General features: G+C 69.9%; 16 protein-coding genes. 5 read left to right on the top strand and 11 right to left on the bottom strand.

Features of this window, described 5'->3' with window-relative positions; all coding sequences use genetic code 11:
• Positions 1-9: 9 nt before the first annotated feature.
• Entirely contained in the window at positions 10-582 is a 573-nt protein-coding gene (locus EDF46_RS05585) for a DUF6518 family protein (protein WP_123505311.1), read from the top strand.
• A 36-nt stretch (positions 583-618) separates the two neighbouring features.
• Complete coding sequence (gene corA / locus EDF46_RS05580) at positions 619-1,617, top strand: magnesium/cobalt transporter CorA (protein ID WP_123505310.1); 999 nt, start codon at positions 619-621, stop codon at positions 1,615-1,617.
• 49 nt (positions 1,618-1,666) lie between these two features.
• On the opposite strand, the gene EDF46_RS05575 is transcribed toward corA, so the two are convergent.
• Positions 1,667-2,614, bottom strand: a complete 948-nt coding sequence (locus EDF46_RS05575) for a ferritin-like domain-containing protein (RefSeq protein WP_123505309.1) — start codon at positions 2,612-2,614, stop codon at positions 1,667-1,669.
• Between the two features lie 206 nt (positions 2,615-2,820).
• Positions 2,821-3,768, bottom strand: coding sequence for a ferritin-like domain-containing protein (locus EDF46_RS05570; protein WP_123505308.1), 948 nt, complete (start codon positions 3,766-3,768; stop codon positions 2,821-2,823).
• 189 nt (positions 3,769-3,957) lie between these two features.
• Here EDF46_RS05570 and EDF46_RS05565 point away from each other — a divergent pair, with 189 nt between their 5' ends.
• Positions 3,958-4,320 (top strand): hypothetical protein, encoded by a 363-nt coding sequence (locus EDF46_RS05565; protein WP_123505307.1) that lies wholly within the window; start codon positions 3,958-3,960, stop codon positions 4,318-4,320.
• Positions 4,321-4,324: 4 nt separating this feature from the next.
• Here EDF46_RS05565 and EDF46_RS05560 read toward each other — a convergent pair whose 3' ends face one another.
• Together EDF46_RS05560 and EDF46_RS05555 are read right to left on the bottom strand one after the other, a co-directional pair.
• The gene (locus EDF46_RS05560) at positions 4,325-4,654 is read right to left on the bottom strand and encodes a hypothetical protein (protein ID WP_199738218.1); all 330 of its coding nucleotides are present in this window, start codon (positions 4,652-4,654) and stop codon (positions 4,325-4,327) included.
• 161 nt (positions 4,655-4,815) lie between these two features.
• A complete protein-coding gene (locus EDF46_RS05555; RefSeq protein WP_123505306.1) occupies positions 4,816-5,511 on the bottom strand; it encodes an SDR family NAD(P)-dependent oxidoreductase in 696 nt (231 codons plus the stop codon).
• A gap of 101 nt (positions 5,512-5,612) precedes the next feature.
• On the opposite strand from EDF46_RS05555, the gene EDF46_RS05550 reads away from it, so the two are divergent.
• A complete protein-coding gene (locus tag EDF46_RS05550) occupies positions 5,613-6,476 on the top strand; it encodes a helix-turn-helix transcriptional regulator (RefSeq protein ID WP_123505305.1) in 864 nt (287 codons plus the stop codon).
• Between the two features lie 104 nt (positions 6,477-6,580).
• Here the strand turns inward: EDF46_RS05550 and EDF46_RS05545 are convergent, their stop codons facing one another.
• Both EDF46_RS05545 and EDF46_RS05540 read right to left on the bottom strand, forming a co-directional pair.
• A complete protein-coding gene (locus EDF46_RS05545) occupies positions 6,581-7,879 on the bottom strand; it encodes an MFS transporter (RefSeq protein WP_123505304.1) in 1,299 nt (432 codons plus the stop codon).
• Between the two features lie 56 nt (positions 7,880-7,935).
• The gene (locus EDF46_RS05540) at positions 7,936-9,468 is read right to left on the bottom strand and encodes a glycoside hydrolase family 43 protein (RefSeq protein ID WP_233579891.1); all 1,533 of its coding nucleotides are present in this window, start codon (positions 9,466-9,468) and stop codon (positions 7,936-7,938) included.
• A gap of 259 nt (positions 9,469-9,727) precedes the next feature.
• Here EDF46_RS05540 and EDF46_RS17985 point away from each other — a divergent pair, with 259 nt between their 5' ends.
• Positions 9,728-10,759 (top strand): LacI family DNA-binding transcriptional regulator, encoded by a 1,032-nt coding sequence (locus EDF46_RS17985; protein WP_158614163.1) that lies wholly within the window; start codon positions 9,728-9,730, stop codon positions 10,757-10,759.
• A 48-nt stretch (positions 10,760-10,807) separates the two neighbouring features.
• Here the strand turns inward: EDF46_RS17985 and EDF46_RS05525 are convergent, their stop codons facing one another.
• The 5 genes from EDF46_RS05525 to EDF46_RS05505 form a co-directional block, all read right to left on the bottom strand.
• The gene (locus EDF46_RS05525; RefSeq protein ID WP_123505302.1) at positions 10,808-11,308 is read right to left on the bottom strand and encodes a glutathione peroxidase; all 501 of its coding nucleotides are present in this window, start codon (positions 11,306-11,308) and stop codon (positions 10,808-10,810) included.
• Between the two features lie 158 nt (positions 11,309-11,466).
• Complete coding sequence (locus EDF46_RS05520) at positions 11,467-12,345, bottom strand: ABC transporter permease subunit (protein ID WP_123505301.1); 879 nt, start codon at positions 12,343-12,345, stop codon at positions 11,467-11,469.
• Positions 12,342-13,298, bottom strand: coding sequence for an ABC transporter ATP-binding protein (locus EDF46_RS05515; RefSeq protein WP_123505300.1), 957 nt, complete (start codon positions 13,296-13,298; stop codon positions 12,342-12,344). The genes EDF46_RS05520 and EDF46_RS05515 overlap by 4 nt, the downstream gene beginning before the upstream one ends.
• 136 nt (positions 13,299-13,434) lie before the next feature.
• Positions 13,435-15,117: a class I adenylate-forming enzyme family protein gene (locus EDF46_RS05510; protein ID WP_123505299.1), complete on the bottom strand. Its 1,683-nt coding sequence runs from the start codon at positions 15,115-15,117 to the stop codon at positions 13,435-13,437.
• Positions 15,118-15,262: 145 nt separating this feature from the next.
• Positions 15,263-15,457, bottom strand: a complete 195-nt coding sequence (locus EDF46_RS05505; RefSeq protein WP_123505298.1) for a hypothetical protein — start codon at positions 15,455-15,457, stop codon at positions 15,263-15,265.
• Between the last annotated feature and the right edge of the window lie 14 nt (positions 15,458-15,471).

Raw genomic sequence — 15,471 nt, 5'->3', positions numbered from 1 at the left:
AGTCGATATATGAGTTCTGCGAATGCTGCCGCCGTCCGTCACCCGTGGCGCTCCGAGACTGTCGCGAGCACCGTGCGCGCCGTCGTGATCGTGCTCGTCGGGGCCGCTCTCATCGGCGGGGCGACCAGCCCGGCGCAGGGGTTCCTGCCCGACTGGCTGGGGTCGCTGGCGAACTCGGCGGGTGGCTGGAGCATGTTCGCCTTCCTGCTCGTGTGGCTCTCGCGGGCCCGGCCCCTGCTCGGCGCGATCCTCGGCATCGTGGCCTTCGAGGCGATGCTCGAGGCCTACGGGGTGGTCAGCATCTGGCGCGGCTACTACTACGCCGCTCCGCTGCAGAACATGTACACGGTGCCCGGCATCGCGGCCGGCCTGATCCTCGGCGCCTGTGCGGCGTACGTGCGCTGGGGGCGCCCTGCTCGACGCTGGCTCGCCGTGCTCCCCCTGACCGTCGTGCTGATGGCGGAGGGCGCGTACGGCCTCCTGTTCATCTCGGACACCACCAGCCCCGTCTACTGGACCCTCGACATCGTCGCCGGCGCGGCCTTCCTCGCCGCCGCCCTCTGGCGCTCGCGGCGCGTCTGACGCCGCTCGTTCACCCGCGGGGAGCATCCTTCTGGGATGCCCCTCATCGACAACGGCGTGTACGTCGCGGGACGCCGGATCGAGAACCCGCGCAGCCTGGACGCCACCTACCGCCTGATGCACCAGCACGACGGCATGGGCTGGATCGGCCTGTACCGGCCGAGCCCCGCCGAGGTGCGCTCGGTCGCCGCCGAGTTCTCGCTCCACCCCCTCGCCGTCGAGGACGCCCTGCTCGGCCACCAGCGCGCCAAGCTGGAGCGCTACGACGACATCCTGTTCGCAGTGCTGCGACCGGCCCGCTACGTCGACGCGGAGGAGACCGTCGAGTTCGGCGAGCTCCACGTCTTCCTCGGGCCCGAGTTCGTCGTCACCATCCGGCACGCGGAGTCACCTGACCTGATGACCGTGCGCAAGCGGATGGAGGCGGCTCCCGAGCTGCTGGCGGAGGGGCCCGAGGCCGTGCTCTACGCGATCCTCGACCAGGTCGTCGACGAGTACGAGCCCGTGCTGGCCGGCCTCGAGAACGACATCGACGAGATCGAGAACGATCTCTTCCGCCTCGAGAGCACGGGGCTCTCGGAGCGCATCTACAACCTGTCGCGCGAGGTGATCAACTTCCAGCGGGCCGTCGTGCCGCTCGTGAAGATGCTCGACAACCTGCAGCGCGGCAGCGAGAAGTACGGCGTCGACGTCGAGCTGCAGCGCAATCTGCGCGACGTCCAGGACCACACGCTCCTGATCGTCGAACGTGTGGCCTCGTTCCGCGCCATCCTCGACAACGCGCTGACGGTGCACGCCACGATCGTGACGAGGCGGCAGACCGACCAGAGCATCCAGCAGAACGAGGAGGTCAAGAAGATCTCGTCGTGGGCGGCCATCCTGTTCACGCCGACCCTGATCGCCTCGATCTACGGCATGAACTTCGACCACATGCCCGAGCTGCACTGGGAGTTCGGCTACCCCTTCGCAGTCCTCCTGATGCTCGCTGCGGGGTTCGGCCTCTACCGGGTGTTCAAGCACCGCCACTGGCTGTAGGGGCACAGGGTGCACGTCGTTCGGGCGACGTGCACCCCGGCCCGGTCTCTCAGGCCGTCGGGCTGCCCGGGTTCCCGCTCGCGACGATCGCGCCGTTGACGCCCGCGGGGAAAAATCCGCCCTTGTCGACCTGGTTCGGGTTCAGGTAGACGACGTTCAGCACGCGGGCCGCGGTCCGGCCGAACGCGATGGAGTTCGCGTCCGTCGGAACGAGGTTCTGCGTGTTGTTGACGACGACGCCCTGGTCGTCCTTCGTCGGACCGTCGAGCGAGTCGCGGGCGTCCGAGATCCGGTCGGCGGGAGTGTGCAGGCCCTTGCGGAAGAGCTCGCTCCGGATGATGCCGGCGTGGTACGCCTCCACCGACAGGATGCCCGCGGCGGCGCCGAGGTACGTCTTGTTGGTGATGAGCGGCGCAGCCCCCTTGTAGGCCGTGACTCCCACGTCCTCGAAGATGTAGGCGCCGAGCAGGAAGTTCTCGTCGCTCGCGAACGGGTCGAACGTCTCGCCCTTCTTGATCAGGCCGGCCGCCATGGCCGCAGCCGTGAAGCTGTTGCGCAGGTCGATCGCGGGCCGTGCCACCTTGGCTCCGCCGAGAGCGGTGCGCAGGAACTTGACGTGCGCCTTCTCGTCGGCCGCGATCTCCGTGGCGATGGCACGGACGAACGATGACTTGAACGGCACCTTGTGGCCGCCGAGCACCTTCCCCTGCGGGTCGATCCCGCCGATCAGCGAGCTGTCGAGGCCGGTGCCGTACACCGCGCGGAGGTAGAACTCCGCCTCGAGGTACTCGAGGTTCAGCGCGAAGTTGAGGATCGCGGAGTCGGTGACGGCTCCGTCCGACGCGGTGTCGGCGTGGGCGGGCAAGGCCCCTCCCGCGACAGCAGCCACGCCGACCCCGACGCCGGCGACGCCGGCCGCGGTGAAGAAGTTGCGCCGGTCGAGCGAGTTCTCGGCGCTTCGCGTGATAGCGGTCGTGATGAATTTCTTGTCGAACATCGTTGTTCTCCTTCTGGGCACTGCAGAGCAGACGACGCGATGGGTGATCGGAGCCGGTCCCAGATGCCGGTTCCTCGCGTCGAGAGGGAGGAGTCCCCCTCTTGGGGGACAAGCTATCCCCGTTCCGCGCTGAGCGCTAGAGGCGGCACGTTAACGCAGGAGGCGGCGGGCGCCTGATCGCGCCCGCCGCCTCCCTCGCTGCTCGATCAGGACGTGGGGTCGCCCGCCGCGCCGCTCGTCGAGATGGTGCCGTTGACGCCGGCCGGGTAGAAGCCGCCCTTGGTGGCCGCGTTCGGCGTCAGGTAGACGACGTTCAGCACGCGCGGTGCGGTCCGGCCGTAGGCGATGCCGTTCTTGTCGGTCGGAACGAGGTTGCGCACGTTCTTCTCGACCACGCCCTGGTCGTCGTTCGACTTGCCGTCGAGGCTGTCTCGGGCGTTCGAGATGGCCTGCGCCTGCTCGTACAGCCCGGTGTTCAGGATCCGCTCGCGGATGATGCCCGCGTGGTACGCCTCGACGGCCAGGATGCCGGCGGCGGCGCCCAGGTACGTGGCGTTCGTGATGAGCGGCGCCGCACCCTTGTAGGCCGTGACTCCGACGTCTTCGAACAGGTAAGCGCCGAGCAGGAAGTTCTCCTCGTTGGCGAACGGATCGAAGGTCTGGCCCTTCTTGATCAGGCCGGCGGCGGTGGCCGCGGCGCTGAAGCTCGTCTTGAGGTCGATCGCCGGGCGCGAGACCTTGGCCGAACCGAGAGCGGAGCGCAGGAACGCGACGTGCGCCTTCTCGTCCGCCGCGATCTCGGTCGCGATGGCCTTGATGGCGCCCGACTTGAACGGAACCTTCTTGCCGCCGACGACGCCACCCAGGGTCGCCGTGCCGTCGGTCATGCTCGAGGGCAGGCCCGAGCCGGTGACGGCGCGGAGGTAGAACTCGGCCTCGAGGTACTCGAGGTTGAGGGCGAAGTTGAGGATAGCGGCGTCGCTGACCTCATCGGCATGGGCCGGAGCGGCAGGGCCGGCGAGAGTGTTGCCGGCGATGGCCGCCACACCCACACCCACGCCGGCGACGCCGGCGGCGGTGAAGAAGTTGCGACGGTCGAGGCCGTTCTCGGCGCTCCTGGAGATGGCGGATGTGATGAATCGCTTGTCGAACATCGATGTTCCCTTTCTGGGTACTGCGACGCAGGCGGCGCGCTTTGTGAACGGAGTCGACCCCAGATATCGACCCCACGCGTCGGGAGGGAGGAATCCCCCTCTCGCCGCTGACGTTAGACCCCCGGGGGCCTCCCGGCATAGGGCATTGCGCGAATTGGCTCGATTGCTACGCGCTGTTTACCCTGGGGCATGCTCACTCGCCGCGACGCCGCCCTCCGCCTCGACATCCCGCTCGAGATGGCGACGCGCCACGGCATCCCGTCGCGCCTGACCGAAGACGAGCTGGCGGCGATCGAGAGCGATCCGCCGCAGTGGCTCGTGCAGTCGCGTGCGAACCGCACGGGTGCCAAGAAGGTGTGGGCGCACCTGGACTGCGTCGTGTGCGGATTCGCCGAGGACGCTCGTCCGAAGAAGTGGTGGCCCGACTGGACCTACCTGATGTGCGACTACCACTCGCCGTTCCAGGCGCCGGAGCCCACGGCCGGCTTCGCGCGGACAGAGGTCGAGGGCGTCGGCAGCCGCTTCATCGCACTGGTCGACGAGCGGTCGTAGCGCCTCAGGCCTCGGAGCCGGCCTTCGAGTCCTTCGCCTCGGCCTTGGCCTGCGCTTTGGCTTCCGCCTTCGCCTCGGCTGCCTTGCGGGCGGCGATGAACTCCCGCTCCTTTGTCAGCGACTCGATGGTCGCCGCGTCGAGGAAGTCGATGAAGGGGTTCGTCTGACCGGTCTTCTGCTCGACGATCGTCGCGTAGGCGGTCGCCGCGCTTCGAAGCTCGGCGGCGGCGCGGCCGGCCTTCTTGAGCGGGATGGGCTTCAGCCCGACGATCTGCGCGTGCTTCTCGAGAGCGTGCGTGAGGTCTTTCAGGGCGGTGTCGATCTTCTTGGTCACGGGGCCATTGTGGCGGGTCAAGGTGAACAGGCAAACCGGCCTCGGGATCTTTTCGGTATCGCACACCTGTCGGGCGGTCCGAGTGCGTGGAATCTGCGGGGTCCGGGCCTGCATCCTGCTGATTCCACGCACCCGCCGGGTCGCTCGGTGGCGCGGGTCCGCTAGAACGCCGCGGGGCCGCTCCGGTCGATGAAGGTGCCGGTGGGGCCGCCGACCGGGAGCGTCGCGAGCGTGACGATCGCGTCGGTGCCCTCGGTCAGCGTCTGATGACCCGAGTTGCCGTTCAGGTCGGTGGCCGTGTAGCCCGGGTCGGCCGCGTTGACCTTGATGCCGTCGAGCGCGCGGGCGTACTGCACGGTGAGCATGGTGACCGCCGACTTCGACGAGTTGTAGATCGGCGCGACGACCTTCGACTCGATGCGGTTCGCGTCGTGGACGGAGTCGAACGAGCCGAGACCGCTCGTGACGTTGACGATCGTCGGGTTGGCCGACGCCTGCAGCAGCGGTAGGAACGCGTGGATGGCCCGCACGATGCCGAACACGTTGACGGCGTAGACGCCCTCGAAGTCGGCGCCGGTCAGCTCGGCGGCGGGCTTCGACTGAGGGCCGGTGACGCCGGCGTTGTTCACGAGAACGTCGAGGCCGCCGGCGGCTGCGACCGTCGCGGCGGCCGCGTCGACCGATGCCTGGTCGGTCACGTCGAGCTGCACGAACGTCGCGCCGAGCTCGTCGGCGGCCTTCTGGCCGCGCTCGGCGTCGCGGGCGCCGATCCACACGCTGTGCCCGGCCTCGATGAGGCGGCGGGCGGTCTCGTAGCCGAGACCCTTGTTGGCTCCTGTGATGAGTGTCGTTGTCATGGCTCCATGGTGCTCGTCGTGCCTCGGAGTGCCCAGGCCCCCGTCGACGGTAGGACTCGCGATACCAGCCGCGGTCCCGAGTTCCTGCGCACAATAGAGGGGTGCAAGATCCTCACGGCGAACTCGCCTCGCTCCTGAAGTCGTGGCGCGAGCGCCTGTCGCCGGGTGCGGTGGGCCTCCCCGCAGGAACGGGCCGCCGTGCGACGGGCCTCCGACGCGAAGAGCTGGCGGCGCTCGCCGGGCTCAGCGTCGACTACGTCGTGCGGCTGGAGCAGGGGCGAGCGCGCAACCCGTCCGACCAGGTCGCGGCCTCCCTCGCGCGGGCGCTGCAGCTCACCGATCACGAGCGCGACCACCTGTACCGCGTCGTCGGCCTCCTGCCTCCCGGCGACGGCATCGTGTCGAACCACATCCCGCCGAGCGTCCAGCGCCTGATCGCGCGGCTCGGCGAGACGCCCGTCGCCGTCTTCTCGGCGACGTGGGACCTCCTGACCTGGAGCCCGCTCTGGGCGGCGCTGCTGGGCGACCCGTCTCTGGCCCCGGCGCGGGAGCGCAACCTCGTGCGAGCCGTGTTCGCGGGCTCCGACCTGGCAGGCGGAGCGGGCTTCCGGGTCCGGCAGGAGCTCGGCACGGAGCACTTCCAGGGCTCGCTCGTCTGCGATCTGCGCGAGGTGCAGGGCAGGTACCCCGGCGACCCGGCGGTCCGGTCGCTGATCGACGGCCTGATGGAGACGAGCGAGCTGTTCCGCACGATGTGGGCGTCGGGCTCCGTCGGCACCCACGTCTCCGAGCACAAGTACGTGACGCACCCGCTCGTCGGCGAGATCGAGCTCGACTGCGACGTGTTCTCGGTCGCGGGGTCGGACCTCCGTATCGTCGCCTACACGGTGCCCGCCGGCAGCCCCGAGGAGTCGAAGCTCGACCTGGTGCGCGTCGCCGGGCTCACCGCCGCCGCCCGTCCCTAGCCCCGTGCCGCCCCAGAATTTCAAGGAGATTTTTCGCAGAAATGCCCCGGATCGCACCTGACTGGCGCCATCCGGGGCATTTCTCCTTGAATTTCTGAAGCGGGTCAGCGCACCGACTTGATCCGCGTGATCGTGAACGCGCCCAGCACGGCCATCGCGATCGAGATCGGGAAGATGAACGTGTACGACCCGGTGGCGACGGCGATCGACGAGGTGATGATCGGGCCCAGGGTCTGGCCGAGAGTCGTGGCCAGGTTGAGGATGCCGAGGTCCTTGCCGGCCTCCTCCTTGCTCGGCAGCACGTCGACGTTCAGCGCCTGGTCGACCGACGAGTAGACGCCGTAGCCGAGGCCAGCGATGCCGGCGTACAGGAACATGCCCATCGTCGTCGGCCAGATCCACGGCATGGCCACTCCGGCGGCGAACAGCACCGATGCGACGACGACCGGTACCTTGCGGCGGCCGATGCGGTCCGAGATCGGCCCGGAGCCGAGCGAGGCGACGAGGCCGACGACGAGCGTGATGATCGACATGACCGAGATCGTGGCGGCCGACTCGGCGACGGTCTGGCCGATGTACTGCTGCACGATGTAGAGCTGGTAGGCCGCGATCATCTGGTAGCTGATGAGCATGAAGAGCCGGCCGACGAAGGCCTTGTAGAAGTCGGGGGCGTGGCGGGGCGGGCGGAACGACTTTCCGAGCTCCTTGAAGCCTCCGGCCTTGGCGGGCAGGTCGAGCGCCGACTTCTCACGCGGCCAGACGATCACGGCCAGCACGCCGGCGAGCAGCATGAGCGCGCCGCCCAGGAAGTAGCCGGGCACGGTCACGGTGATGAACGCCGCTCCGACCAGGGCGCCGATCGGGTACCCGATGGTGACGCCGGCACCCCAGAACGCCGACATCGTCCCGCGAGCGGAGAGCGGCACGCGGTCCGAGATCACGGCGACGGCGGGGGCCAGCATCATGTTCAGGCCTACGAGCGCGAACGAGTAGACGACCGTGATGCCGACCGGGTCGTCGATGACTCCGACGGCGGCGAGCGCCACTCCGCCGAGCACTGCGCCGCCGACGATCCACGGCGTGCGACGGCCGAAGCGGGTGCGGACGCGGTCCGAGAGATTGCCGAACACGAGGTTCGAGACCAGCGAGACGACGGCGGTGATGGCGTTGATCGTCCCGAACCAGGCCTCGGGCGACGCGACCCCGATGTCGGTGAGGCGCTGCGGCAGCAGCACGTTCGCGACCATGGCGAGGCCGACCGCCCAGAACAGCCCGATGATGATGAAGCCCGCGCCGAAGCGGACGAGGCGGGGGCGAGTCGGGATGGCCGTCGTCTCAGGCGCTTCGGTCGCGGTCGGCGACGGCCGTGACGCGGACTCCGGGATGGTCGGGTGGGAGCTCATGAGAGTGCCTTCTGGGGTCGATTCGACGTGCAGGGGGAGGAGGAGAGCGGGGCGGGTCAGACGCCGGTGGCGTCGTACCCGTCGAACGCGACGGTGCCGGCAGTGGCGTACAGGCCGATCACGCGGCCGGTGAAGGAGGCGGCCGTCTCGGCGGTCAGGTAGCGGCCGTCGACGGACGCGAGGCGGAGCTCCTGATAGGCGCCGCCCGGCACCCCGGACGACGCCCAGAGCGACACGAAGTCGCTGGTCATCATGTCGGGGCCGAACCCGTCGGCCTCGGGTGCGGCCGAGTCGAGGTGGAGCGTGACGGGCCCGGCGGGCAGGCGGCCGGACCACTCCCGGCTGAAGCTCGGCACGGAGGCGCGGGCTGTCACGACGACCTCGTCGCCGTCGGTGCGGGCCTCGATCTCGTAGTGGGCCTGCTGGTCGTAGCGCACGCCGAGGCCGCCGGTGCCGTTCGAGACGTCGACCGTGGTCTGCGACGTGACCGACCAGGTCAGCTGGCGGCGGCCGACGAAGACGGGGTGCGCGTCGTCGAGGGTCGATCCGTCGCCGGTCAGGGTGAGCACGCCGCGCTCGGCGTCGATGGCGGCGATCTCGGCGGGGGTGCGGCGGACGGCCATCCAGCGGTCGTCGAGCGGAGCGTCGAAGCGCACGGAGTCGATCGGCCTCTGCTCGGAGAGGAGGACCGGCTGGGCGACGGGCCAGTCGTCGATCCAGTCGACGGTCGACACGAAGGTCTCGCGGCCGAGCGGCGAGAACGCGCGGGTGCCGCCGCCGGGGCGGACGCCGAGCAGGACGATCAGAGTCTGGCCAGCGGGGCCCTCGACGAGGTCGCCGTGGCCGGTGTTCTGCACGGGTCGGATCGTGCTCCGCGCCGTCAGGAAGGGGTTGGCTTCGTAGGCCGTGAACGGACCCTCGGGCGAGGTGCCGCGGGCGATCGAGACGCCGTGGCCGCGCTCGGTGCCGCCCTCGGCGATCATCAGGTACCAGTACTCGCCGCGGTGGTAGAGGTGCGGCGCCTCGGGGAACATGAAGCCCGAGCCCGACCAGAGCGAGCGGGGCTCCTCGAGGATCGCGCCGGTGGCGAGGTCGACCTTGACCTGCTGGATGCCCAGGTGCGTGCCGAGCTCGTCGCCGCTCATGACGAGGCCCGAGTAGGTGACGTAGGCGGTGCCCTCATCGTCCCAGGCGAGGTCGGGGTCGATGCCGTTCAAGCCCTCGACGACGGTGCCGTCGCTCCACTCGCCCGCGGGGTCGGTGGCGGTGAAGACGACGCAGCCGCGTCCGGCGGGAATCACGACGATGACGTAGAAGACGCCGTCGCGGTAGCGGATGGTCGGGGCCCAGACGCCGAGGCCGGTCGGAACCTCGGTGACGGCCAGCTGGCCGAGGCGCGTGCCGACGTTGCCGACCTGCTCCCAGGTCACGAAGTCGTGGCTGCGGTAGACGGGCAGGCCCGGGTAGTACTCGAAGGTCGAGGTGACGATGTAGTACGCCCCGTCGGCCGCGACCACGCTGGGATCGGGGTTGAATCCGGGCAGGATCGGGTTGGGGTAGATGGCGCTGCTGGTGTCGTCGTCGTTCACGGCATGCTTCCTTGCACTAGGGCTTCGTTGCGCTCCGAGCGGTGGCGGCGCGGTCGTTGCGACACGGCAGTGTCGTTGCGACTCTGCACTGTCGTTGCGACACCGCACTGTGCGAAACATTTTCGCGTTGTTTCGCTCAAAAGCGACTCTAGGTCGGTTTTGGGACCGCGTCAACACGACCGTGTGCCCTCACATCCGCTTCGTAGAAAGGGCACGCCTGCGCAGGAACTGGCGAAACCTTTTCGCTACTATGGACTCCATGCCCGAAGCCCCCCGCCGCCGCGCCACCCTCGACAGCGTCGCCGAGGTCGTCGGCGTCTCGAAGGCCACCGTCTCGAAGGTCCTGAACGACCGGCCCGGGGTCTCGGAGGCCACCCGCCTGCGCGTCCACGACGCCGTCCGGCTCCTCGACTACGCCCCGACGACGCGAGCGCCGGAGTCGGGCGGACGTCGTCGCATCCTCGTGCTCTTCGACACGCTCGCGAACCTGTACTCGCTGCGGATGCTCGACGCGCTGCTCGCCGGGGGCCACGCCGCCGACGTCGAGATCGTCGCCGACGTCATCGCGCCGCTCGACCCGGGGCCCGCGTCGCGCCTCGAGCCGCACCGGATCCGTGCGCTCTGGCAGCGCGGCTACGCCGGGCTCCTCGTCGTGACGACCCAGCTCTCGCGCGACGCGCTCCGGGTGTGCGCCGAGCTGGACCTCCCGGTGGTCTCGATCGACCCGCCCAACGCGCTCGATCCCGACGTCGCAAGCGTCGGCTCCAACAACTGGTCGGGAGCCATGCAGGCCACCGAGCATCTGCTGGGCCTGGGGCACCGCCGGATCGGCTTCGTCGGAGGCCTGGCCACGCACGCCGGGCTCCGCGAGCGGCGCGCCGGCTACCGGTCGGCGCTCGAGGCGGCGGGGCTCGACGAAGACTCGGCGCTCGTCTCGGAGGACGGCATGGTCAGCGCCGGGCCCGAGGCGGTGCGGATGATGGACCTCGTCGACCCGCCGACCGCGTTCTTCGTGTCGAGCGATCCGGGCGCGCTCGCCGTGATGCGCGAGCTCGCGCGCGCCGGACTCCGCGTGCCCGACGACGTCAGCGTCGTCGGCTACGACGACACGTACGCGGCCCTGCCGGCGCCGGTCCTGCTCACGACCGTGCACACGCCGCTCGACGAGATCGGCCGGACGGCCCTGTCGACGGTCCTCGCCATGATCGAGGGCTCGGCGCCGCTCTCCCACCACCTGCAGCTGGCCACGTCGCTCGTGGTGCGCGAGTCGACGGCGGCGCCCCGGGGCTAGTCTCTGCGGCGCTGGGGAGGGTCACGGCCCCGCGGGGCGGCGGCGGCTCTAGCCGACGACCGGCACTGGCAGGTTGGCCTCGACGAGGGCGACGAACTCGTCGGCGGCCGGGCTCTCCTGCGGGCGGACGCGCGCGACGACTCCGCCGCCGGGCGCGACGAGGTACTTCTCGAAGTTCCACTTCACGTCACCGGCCTCGCCCGAGGCGTCCTCGACGGCGGTGAGCTCGTCGTAGATCGCGTGCCGGTCGTCGCCGTTCACGTCGACCTTCGCGAACACCGGGAAGTCGACGCCGTAGGTGGCGACGCAGAATTCCTGGATCTCCTCGTTCGAGCCGGGCTCCTGCCCGTTGAACTGGTTGCACGGGAAGCCGACGACCTGGAGGCCCTGGTCGCGGTACTTCTCCTGGAGCTGCTGGAGGTCGCCGTACTGAGGGGTGAGGCCGCAGCGGCTGGCGACGTTGACGACGAGCAGCAGCTTGTCGCTGTACTCGGCGAGGGAGGTGGTGGTACCGGACGCGGTCTCGACGGGGATGTCGTACAAGCTCATGCGCCAGATTCTACGTCCGACAGCCGTCGTTTTGGCGGGTCGGCTCGGCGCGTGCACCCTGGGGTGTCGAGCGAGACCTCTCGGACGTACGCGAGATGGCCGCCGCCGTCGCCTCCGGGCGGGGAGGCGACGGCGGCGGCCATCTCGGGGAGCGGACGCTACGCGTCGCGGCGCTTGACCAGGATCACGGCGAGGATGCCGGTGACGACGACCCAGCCGATCATGACCAGGAACCCCAGGCCCTGGTCGAGCGAGACGATTCCGTCCGTGATGCCGGCCTTGCCAGCGCCGTAGCCGTACATGAGCCCGCCGGCGTTCGAGGGCGTGAAGGCGGCCACGTTGGCGGCCCACTTGGCGTTCGTCAGGCCGGTGAAGATCGACAGCACGATCGGGACGACGAACAGGAGTCCGATGCCGGCGGCGATGCCGCCGGCGCTCGAGCGGATGATCGCGCCCAGGAAGTACGAGATCAGCCCGGCCAGGGCGAGGAAGCCCGCGCCGCCGACGAGGGCGAGCCAGAACGTGCCGTCCGACCAGTCGATCGAGATGTTGCTCGACGAGTCGAGGAGCGGTGTCGCGACCAGCGAGGCGACGATCAGGGAGACGAGCCCGACGATGAACGTGACGACGCCGAACACCAGGGCCTTGCCGAGGAGCGCTCCGAGTCGTCGCGGGTCGGCCGTGAAGGTCGACTTGATCATCCCGGTGCCGTACTCGCCGGTGATGACGAGCGCACCGAGGACGGCGGCGATCAGGACCGTGAAGTTGATGCCGAGCGTCACGGCCGTGGTCGCCGCGCTCATGCCGGCTTCGCCCGCAGCCGCATCGGCGGGGCCCTGGGAGGCGCCGCCGGTGAGGTCCTGCGCGGCGATGAGGGCAGCGAACCCGATGTTGAGCACGAAGATCAGCGCGAAGCACCAGAACGTCGAGCGGAGGCTGCGGAGCTTGATCCACTCCGAGCGGAGGAGCCCGGCGAAGGTGAGGTGCGAGAGGCTCGCGTGGCTGGTGAGACGGGCGGGTGCGGTCGCGGTGCTCATCGGACTGCCTCCTTCTGGGTGTCGGTGGAGACGGCGGCGGCGTCAGGCACCGAGGTGTCGCGGTACTCCACCTCGTCCTGGGTGAGGCTCATGTAGGCGTCCTCGAGGGAGCCGGAGAGGGGGGTCAGCTCGTGCAGGACGACGCCGGAGGAGGCGGCGAGCTCGCCGATGCGGGAGGCCGGCAGGCCGTGGACCTCGAGGAGGTCGGCCGCGGTCCCGGTGACCGTGATGCCCTGGCCCTGGAGGAGTGGGGTGAGGGACGAGGCGTGCGGGGTGCGGACGCGGACTCCGTCGCCTTTGGCTCGGGCGAGGATCGTCTCGACCGACTCGTCGGCGATGACCCGGCCGCGGCCGAGCACGATGATGTGGTCGGCGGTCTGGGCCATCTCGCTCATCAGGTGCGACGAGAGGAAGACGGTGCGGCCCTCGCGGGCCAGGTGCCGTGCCAGGGTGCGGACCCAGACGACGCCCTCGGGGTCGAGGCCGTTGACCGGCTCGTCGAGGATCAGCGTGGCCGGGTCGCCGAGCAGGGCGGCGGCGATTCCGAGGCGCTGGCCCATGCCGAGCGAGAAGCCGCCGACGCGCTTCTTCGCGACCGACTCGAGGCCGGTGAGGGCGATGACCTCCTTGACGCGCTTGGCGCCGATGCCGTGGGTGGCGCCCATGGCGAGGAGGTGGTCGTAGGCGCTGCGGCCGCGGTGCACGGCCTTCGCGTCGAGGAGCACGCCGACCTCGCGGAGCGGGGCGCGGTGATCGGCGTAGCGCTTGCCGTTGACCGTGACGCCCCCCTCGGAGGCGCGGTCGAGACCGACGATGAGACGCATCGTGGTCGACTTGCCGGCGCCGTTCGGCCCGAGGAAGCCGGTCACCATGCCGGGCTGGACTTCGAACGACACGTGGTCGAGAGCCACGCGCTCGCCGTACCGCTTGGTGAGGCCGTCTGCGATGATCATGCTGTCTTCTCCGTGCTCTCTGATTCCATGCTCACGAAGCTACGCAGAGCCCGGCCGCCCGGCATCGTCCCGGGGTACCACGGGGGTACGCCGGGAGGACTCACCTGGGCCACGCCCGGACGGCACCGGGGGAGCGCTACCGCTTCGGCTTGGTGAACTCGCCGTCGGCGAAGTCGCGCGTCGAGCGGTCCTGCATCACGAAGTGCTGCTTCTTGCCGGTGGCGGTGTACGGCAGCTCGTCGACGAACGCGTAGAAGCGCGGGCGCTTGAAGTCGGCGAGCTCGGCCGACGCGCGGCAGTACGCCTCGAGCTCATCGGCAGCGGCCTGGTCGTCGGCGGGGAGGCCGTCTCGGCGGACGACGTAGGCCACGACGATCTGGCCCCACTCGGTGTCGGGCAGGCCGCAGACGATCGAGTCGGCGACGCCGCCGTGCTGCGCGAGGAGCTCCTCGACCTGCACCGGGTGGACGTTCTCGCCGCCCGAGATGATCATGTCGTCTTTGCGGCCGACGACGGTGATCACCTCGTCGTCGTTCCAGGTGGCGAGGTCGCCGGCGAAGAACCAGCCGTCGCGGAACTTCTTGGCGTCCTCCTCGGGGTTGTTTCGGTAGGCGTAGCCCGACTTCACGCTCCGGACGGCGACCTCCCCGATCTCCTTGCCGTCGGTCGCGACCTGGTCGGCCGGGTCGCCGAGCCCGGTGCTGCGGACGGCCACGACCACGACGTCGTCGTCGATCGACGCGCGACCGGCGGCGCCCGCGTAGGTGGTCAGCTCGTCGCCCGGCAGGAAGGTGTTCCAGAACGCCTCGGTCGTGCCGTAGCCGTTCGAGATGTTCGGCGTCAGAACCTTCTGGTAGCGGAGGGCGGCGTTCCGCTCGAAGGGGGCGCCCATCGTGACGATCCCCTTGAGGGTCGAGAGATCGCGGGGCATGGCCTCCTGCTCGTCGGCGAGCCGCTCGAGGTTGGTGGGGGCGCCGATCACGTACGTGACGCCCTGCTGCTCGACGAGGTCCATGACCAGCCCGGCATCGAAGCGCGGCAGCGTCACGGCCTCGGCGCCCACGTAGAAGACCGTGTTCGGGCCAGCGCAGTAGGTGCCGCCGCGGTGGAACCATGGCGACATGTTCATCGTCTTGTCCTTGGGCGTCAGCGACATGTTGATGATCACGTCGTGCGCCGTCAGCACCTCGTTGAGGCTCGACAGCGGGACGGCCTTCGGGCGGCCGGTCGTGCCCGACGTGTAGAGGCGGGTGGTCTCGTCCCAGGTCGAGCCGTCGGCGGGGGCGGTGAACGACGGCGCCCCCTCGACGAGCAGCTCGTCGAAGCCGATCGCGCCCTCGACCGCGCTGACGTCGGCGTCGCCCACGGCGACCAGCACGCTCGGCCGGTGCGAGGCGAGCTCGAGCGCCTGCGCGATGAGTGCGGCGTCGGCCGCCTCGAACACGAAGACCAGCGGCTTCGAGTCGTCGAGGATGAAGGCGGTCTCGCCCGGGGCGAGCCGGAAGTTCATGGGCGACCCGACCGCCCGGAGGCCCTGCGTCGCGACGTACAGGAAGGCGAACTCGGGCCGGTTCATGAGCTGGTAGCAGACCACGTCGCCCGTGCCGACGCCGCGGTCCGCGAGGCCCGCGGCGAGCTGGCCGGTGACCTCGCCGAGCTCGGCGTAGGTCCAGCTCTGCCCCGTCTCGGAGTCGGTGAGAGCCGTGCGGCTCGCATAGCGGTGTACGTTGCGCTCGACACCCGCTGCGTACGTGAACCGGCTCTCGAACACCCCCTTCAGGACGGAGGGGTCGTAGTCGCTGTTCGACGTCGTGGTCATGGCGTGCCTTTCTGTGCGGGCGCCACCCGGCGCGGCCGCCTCGCTCGATGCCGACATCGTGTTGCGTCGTGCACCGACATGTCTACCCTGGCCTACCGTCGAGGGCCCGTCGAGGGCTCAGCCGGTCTTGCTCAGCCGGTCGTGCTCAGCCGGTCCTGTCGGGGACTTCGCCGCCGGTGTCGTCAGGCTCGAGGAAGTCCTCGTAGCTGGGCCCCGGATCGGGAGCCGGCGCCGCAGTGGGCAGGCCGACCGGTCCGTGAGGCGTCGACCGATGGTGCTTGCCGAGATGCTCGACACGCACGGGCGGGACGCGGGGATCACTCGAGTAGCTGCTGGTCATGAGCGTTCCGAACC

Source organism: Frondihabitans sp. PhB188, assembly GCF_003752365.1.
Lineage (GTDB): Bacteria > Actinomycetota > Actinomycetes > Actinomycetales > Microbacteriaceae > Frondihabitans.
Note: the sequence above shows the minus strand (reverse complement) of the source record. Positions and strands in the feature narration are given on the sequence as shown.

Excerpts from the sequence above, each read along its gene's own strand:
- EDF46_RS05585 (WP_123505311.1), top strand. The coding sequence starts at position 10 with ATGAGTTCTGCGAATGCTGCCGCCGTCCGTCACCCGTGGCGCTCCGAG.
- corA (WP_123505310.1), top strand. The coding sequence starts at position 619 with ATGCCCCTCATCGACAACGGCGTGTACGTCGCGGGACGCCGGATCGAG.
- EDF46_RS05575 (WP_123505309.1), bottom strand. The coding sequence starts at position 2,614 with ATGTTCGACAAGAAATTCATCACGACCGCTATCACGCGAAGCGCCGAG.
- EDF46_RS05570 (WP_123505308.1), bottom strand. The coding sequence starts at position 3,768 with ATGTTCGACAAGCGATTCATCACATCCGCCATCTCCAGGAGCGCCGAG.
- EDF46_RS05565 (WP_123505307.1), top strand. The coding sequence starts at position 3,958 with ATGCTCACTCGCCGCGACGCCGCCCTCCGCCTCGACATCCCGCTCGAG.
- EDF46_RS05555 (WP_123505306.1), bottom strand. The coding sequence starts at position 5,511 with ATGACAACGACACTCATCACAGGAGCCAACAAGGGTCTCGGCTACGAG.
- EDF46_RS05545 (WP_123505304.1), bottom strand. The coding sequence starts at position 7,879 with ATGAGCTCCCACCCGACCATCCCGGAGTCCGCGTCACGGCCGTCGCCG.
- EDF46_RS17985 (WP_158614163.1), top strand. The coding sequence starts at position 9,728 with ATGCCCGAAGCCCCCCGCCGCCGCGCCACCCTCGACAGCGTCGCCGAG.
- EDF46_RS05525 (WP_123505302.1), bottom strand. The coding sequence starts at position 11,308 with ATGAGCTTGTACGACATCCCCGTCGAGACCGCGTCCGGTACCACCACC.
- EDF46_RS05520 (WP_123505301.1), bottom strand. The coding sequence starts at position 12,345 with ATGAGCACCGCGACCGCACCCGCCCGTCTCACCAGCCACGCGAGCCTC.
- EDF46_RS05515 (WP_123505300.1), bottom strand. The coding sequence starts at position 13,298 with ATGATCATCGCAGACGGCCTCACCAAGCGGTACGGCGAGCGCGTGGCT.
- EDF46_RS05510 (WP_123505299.1), bottom strand. The coding sequence starts at position 15,117 with ATGACCACGACGTCGAACAGCGACTACGACCCCTCCGTCCTGAAGGGG.
- EDF46_RS05505 (WP_123505298.1), bottom strand. The coding sequence starts at position 15,457 with ATGACCAGCAGCTACTCGAGTGATCCCCGCGTCCCGCCCGTGCGTGTC.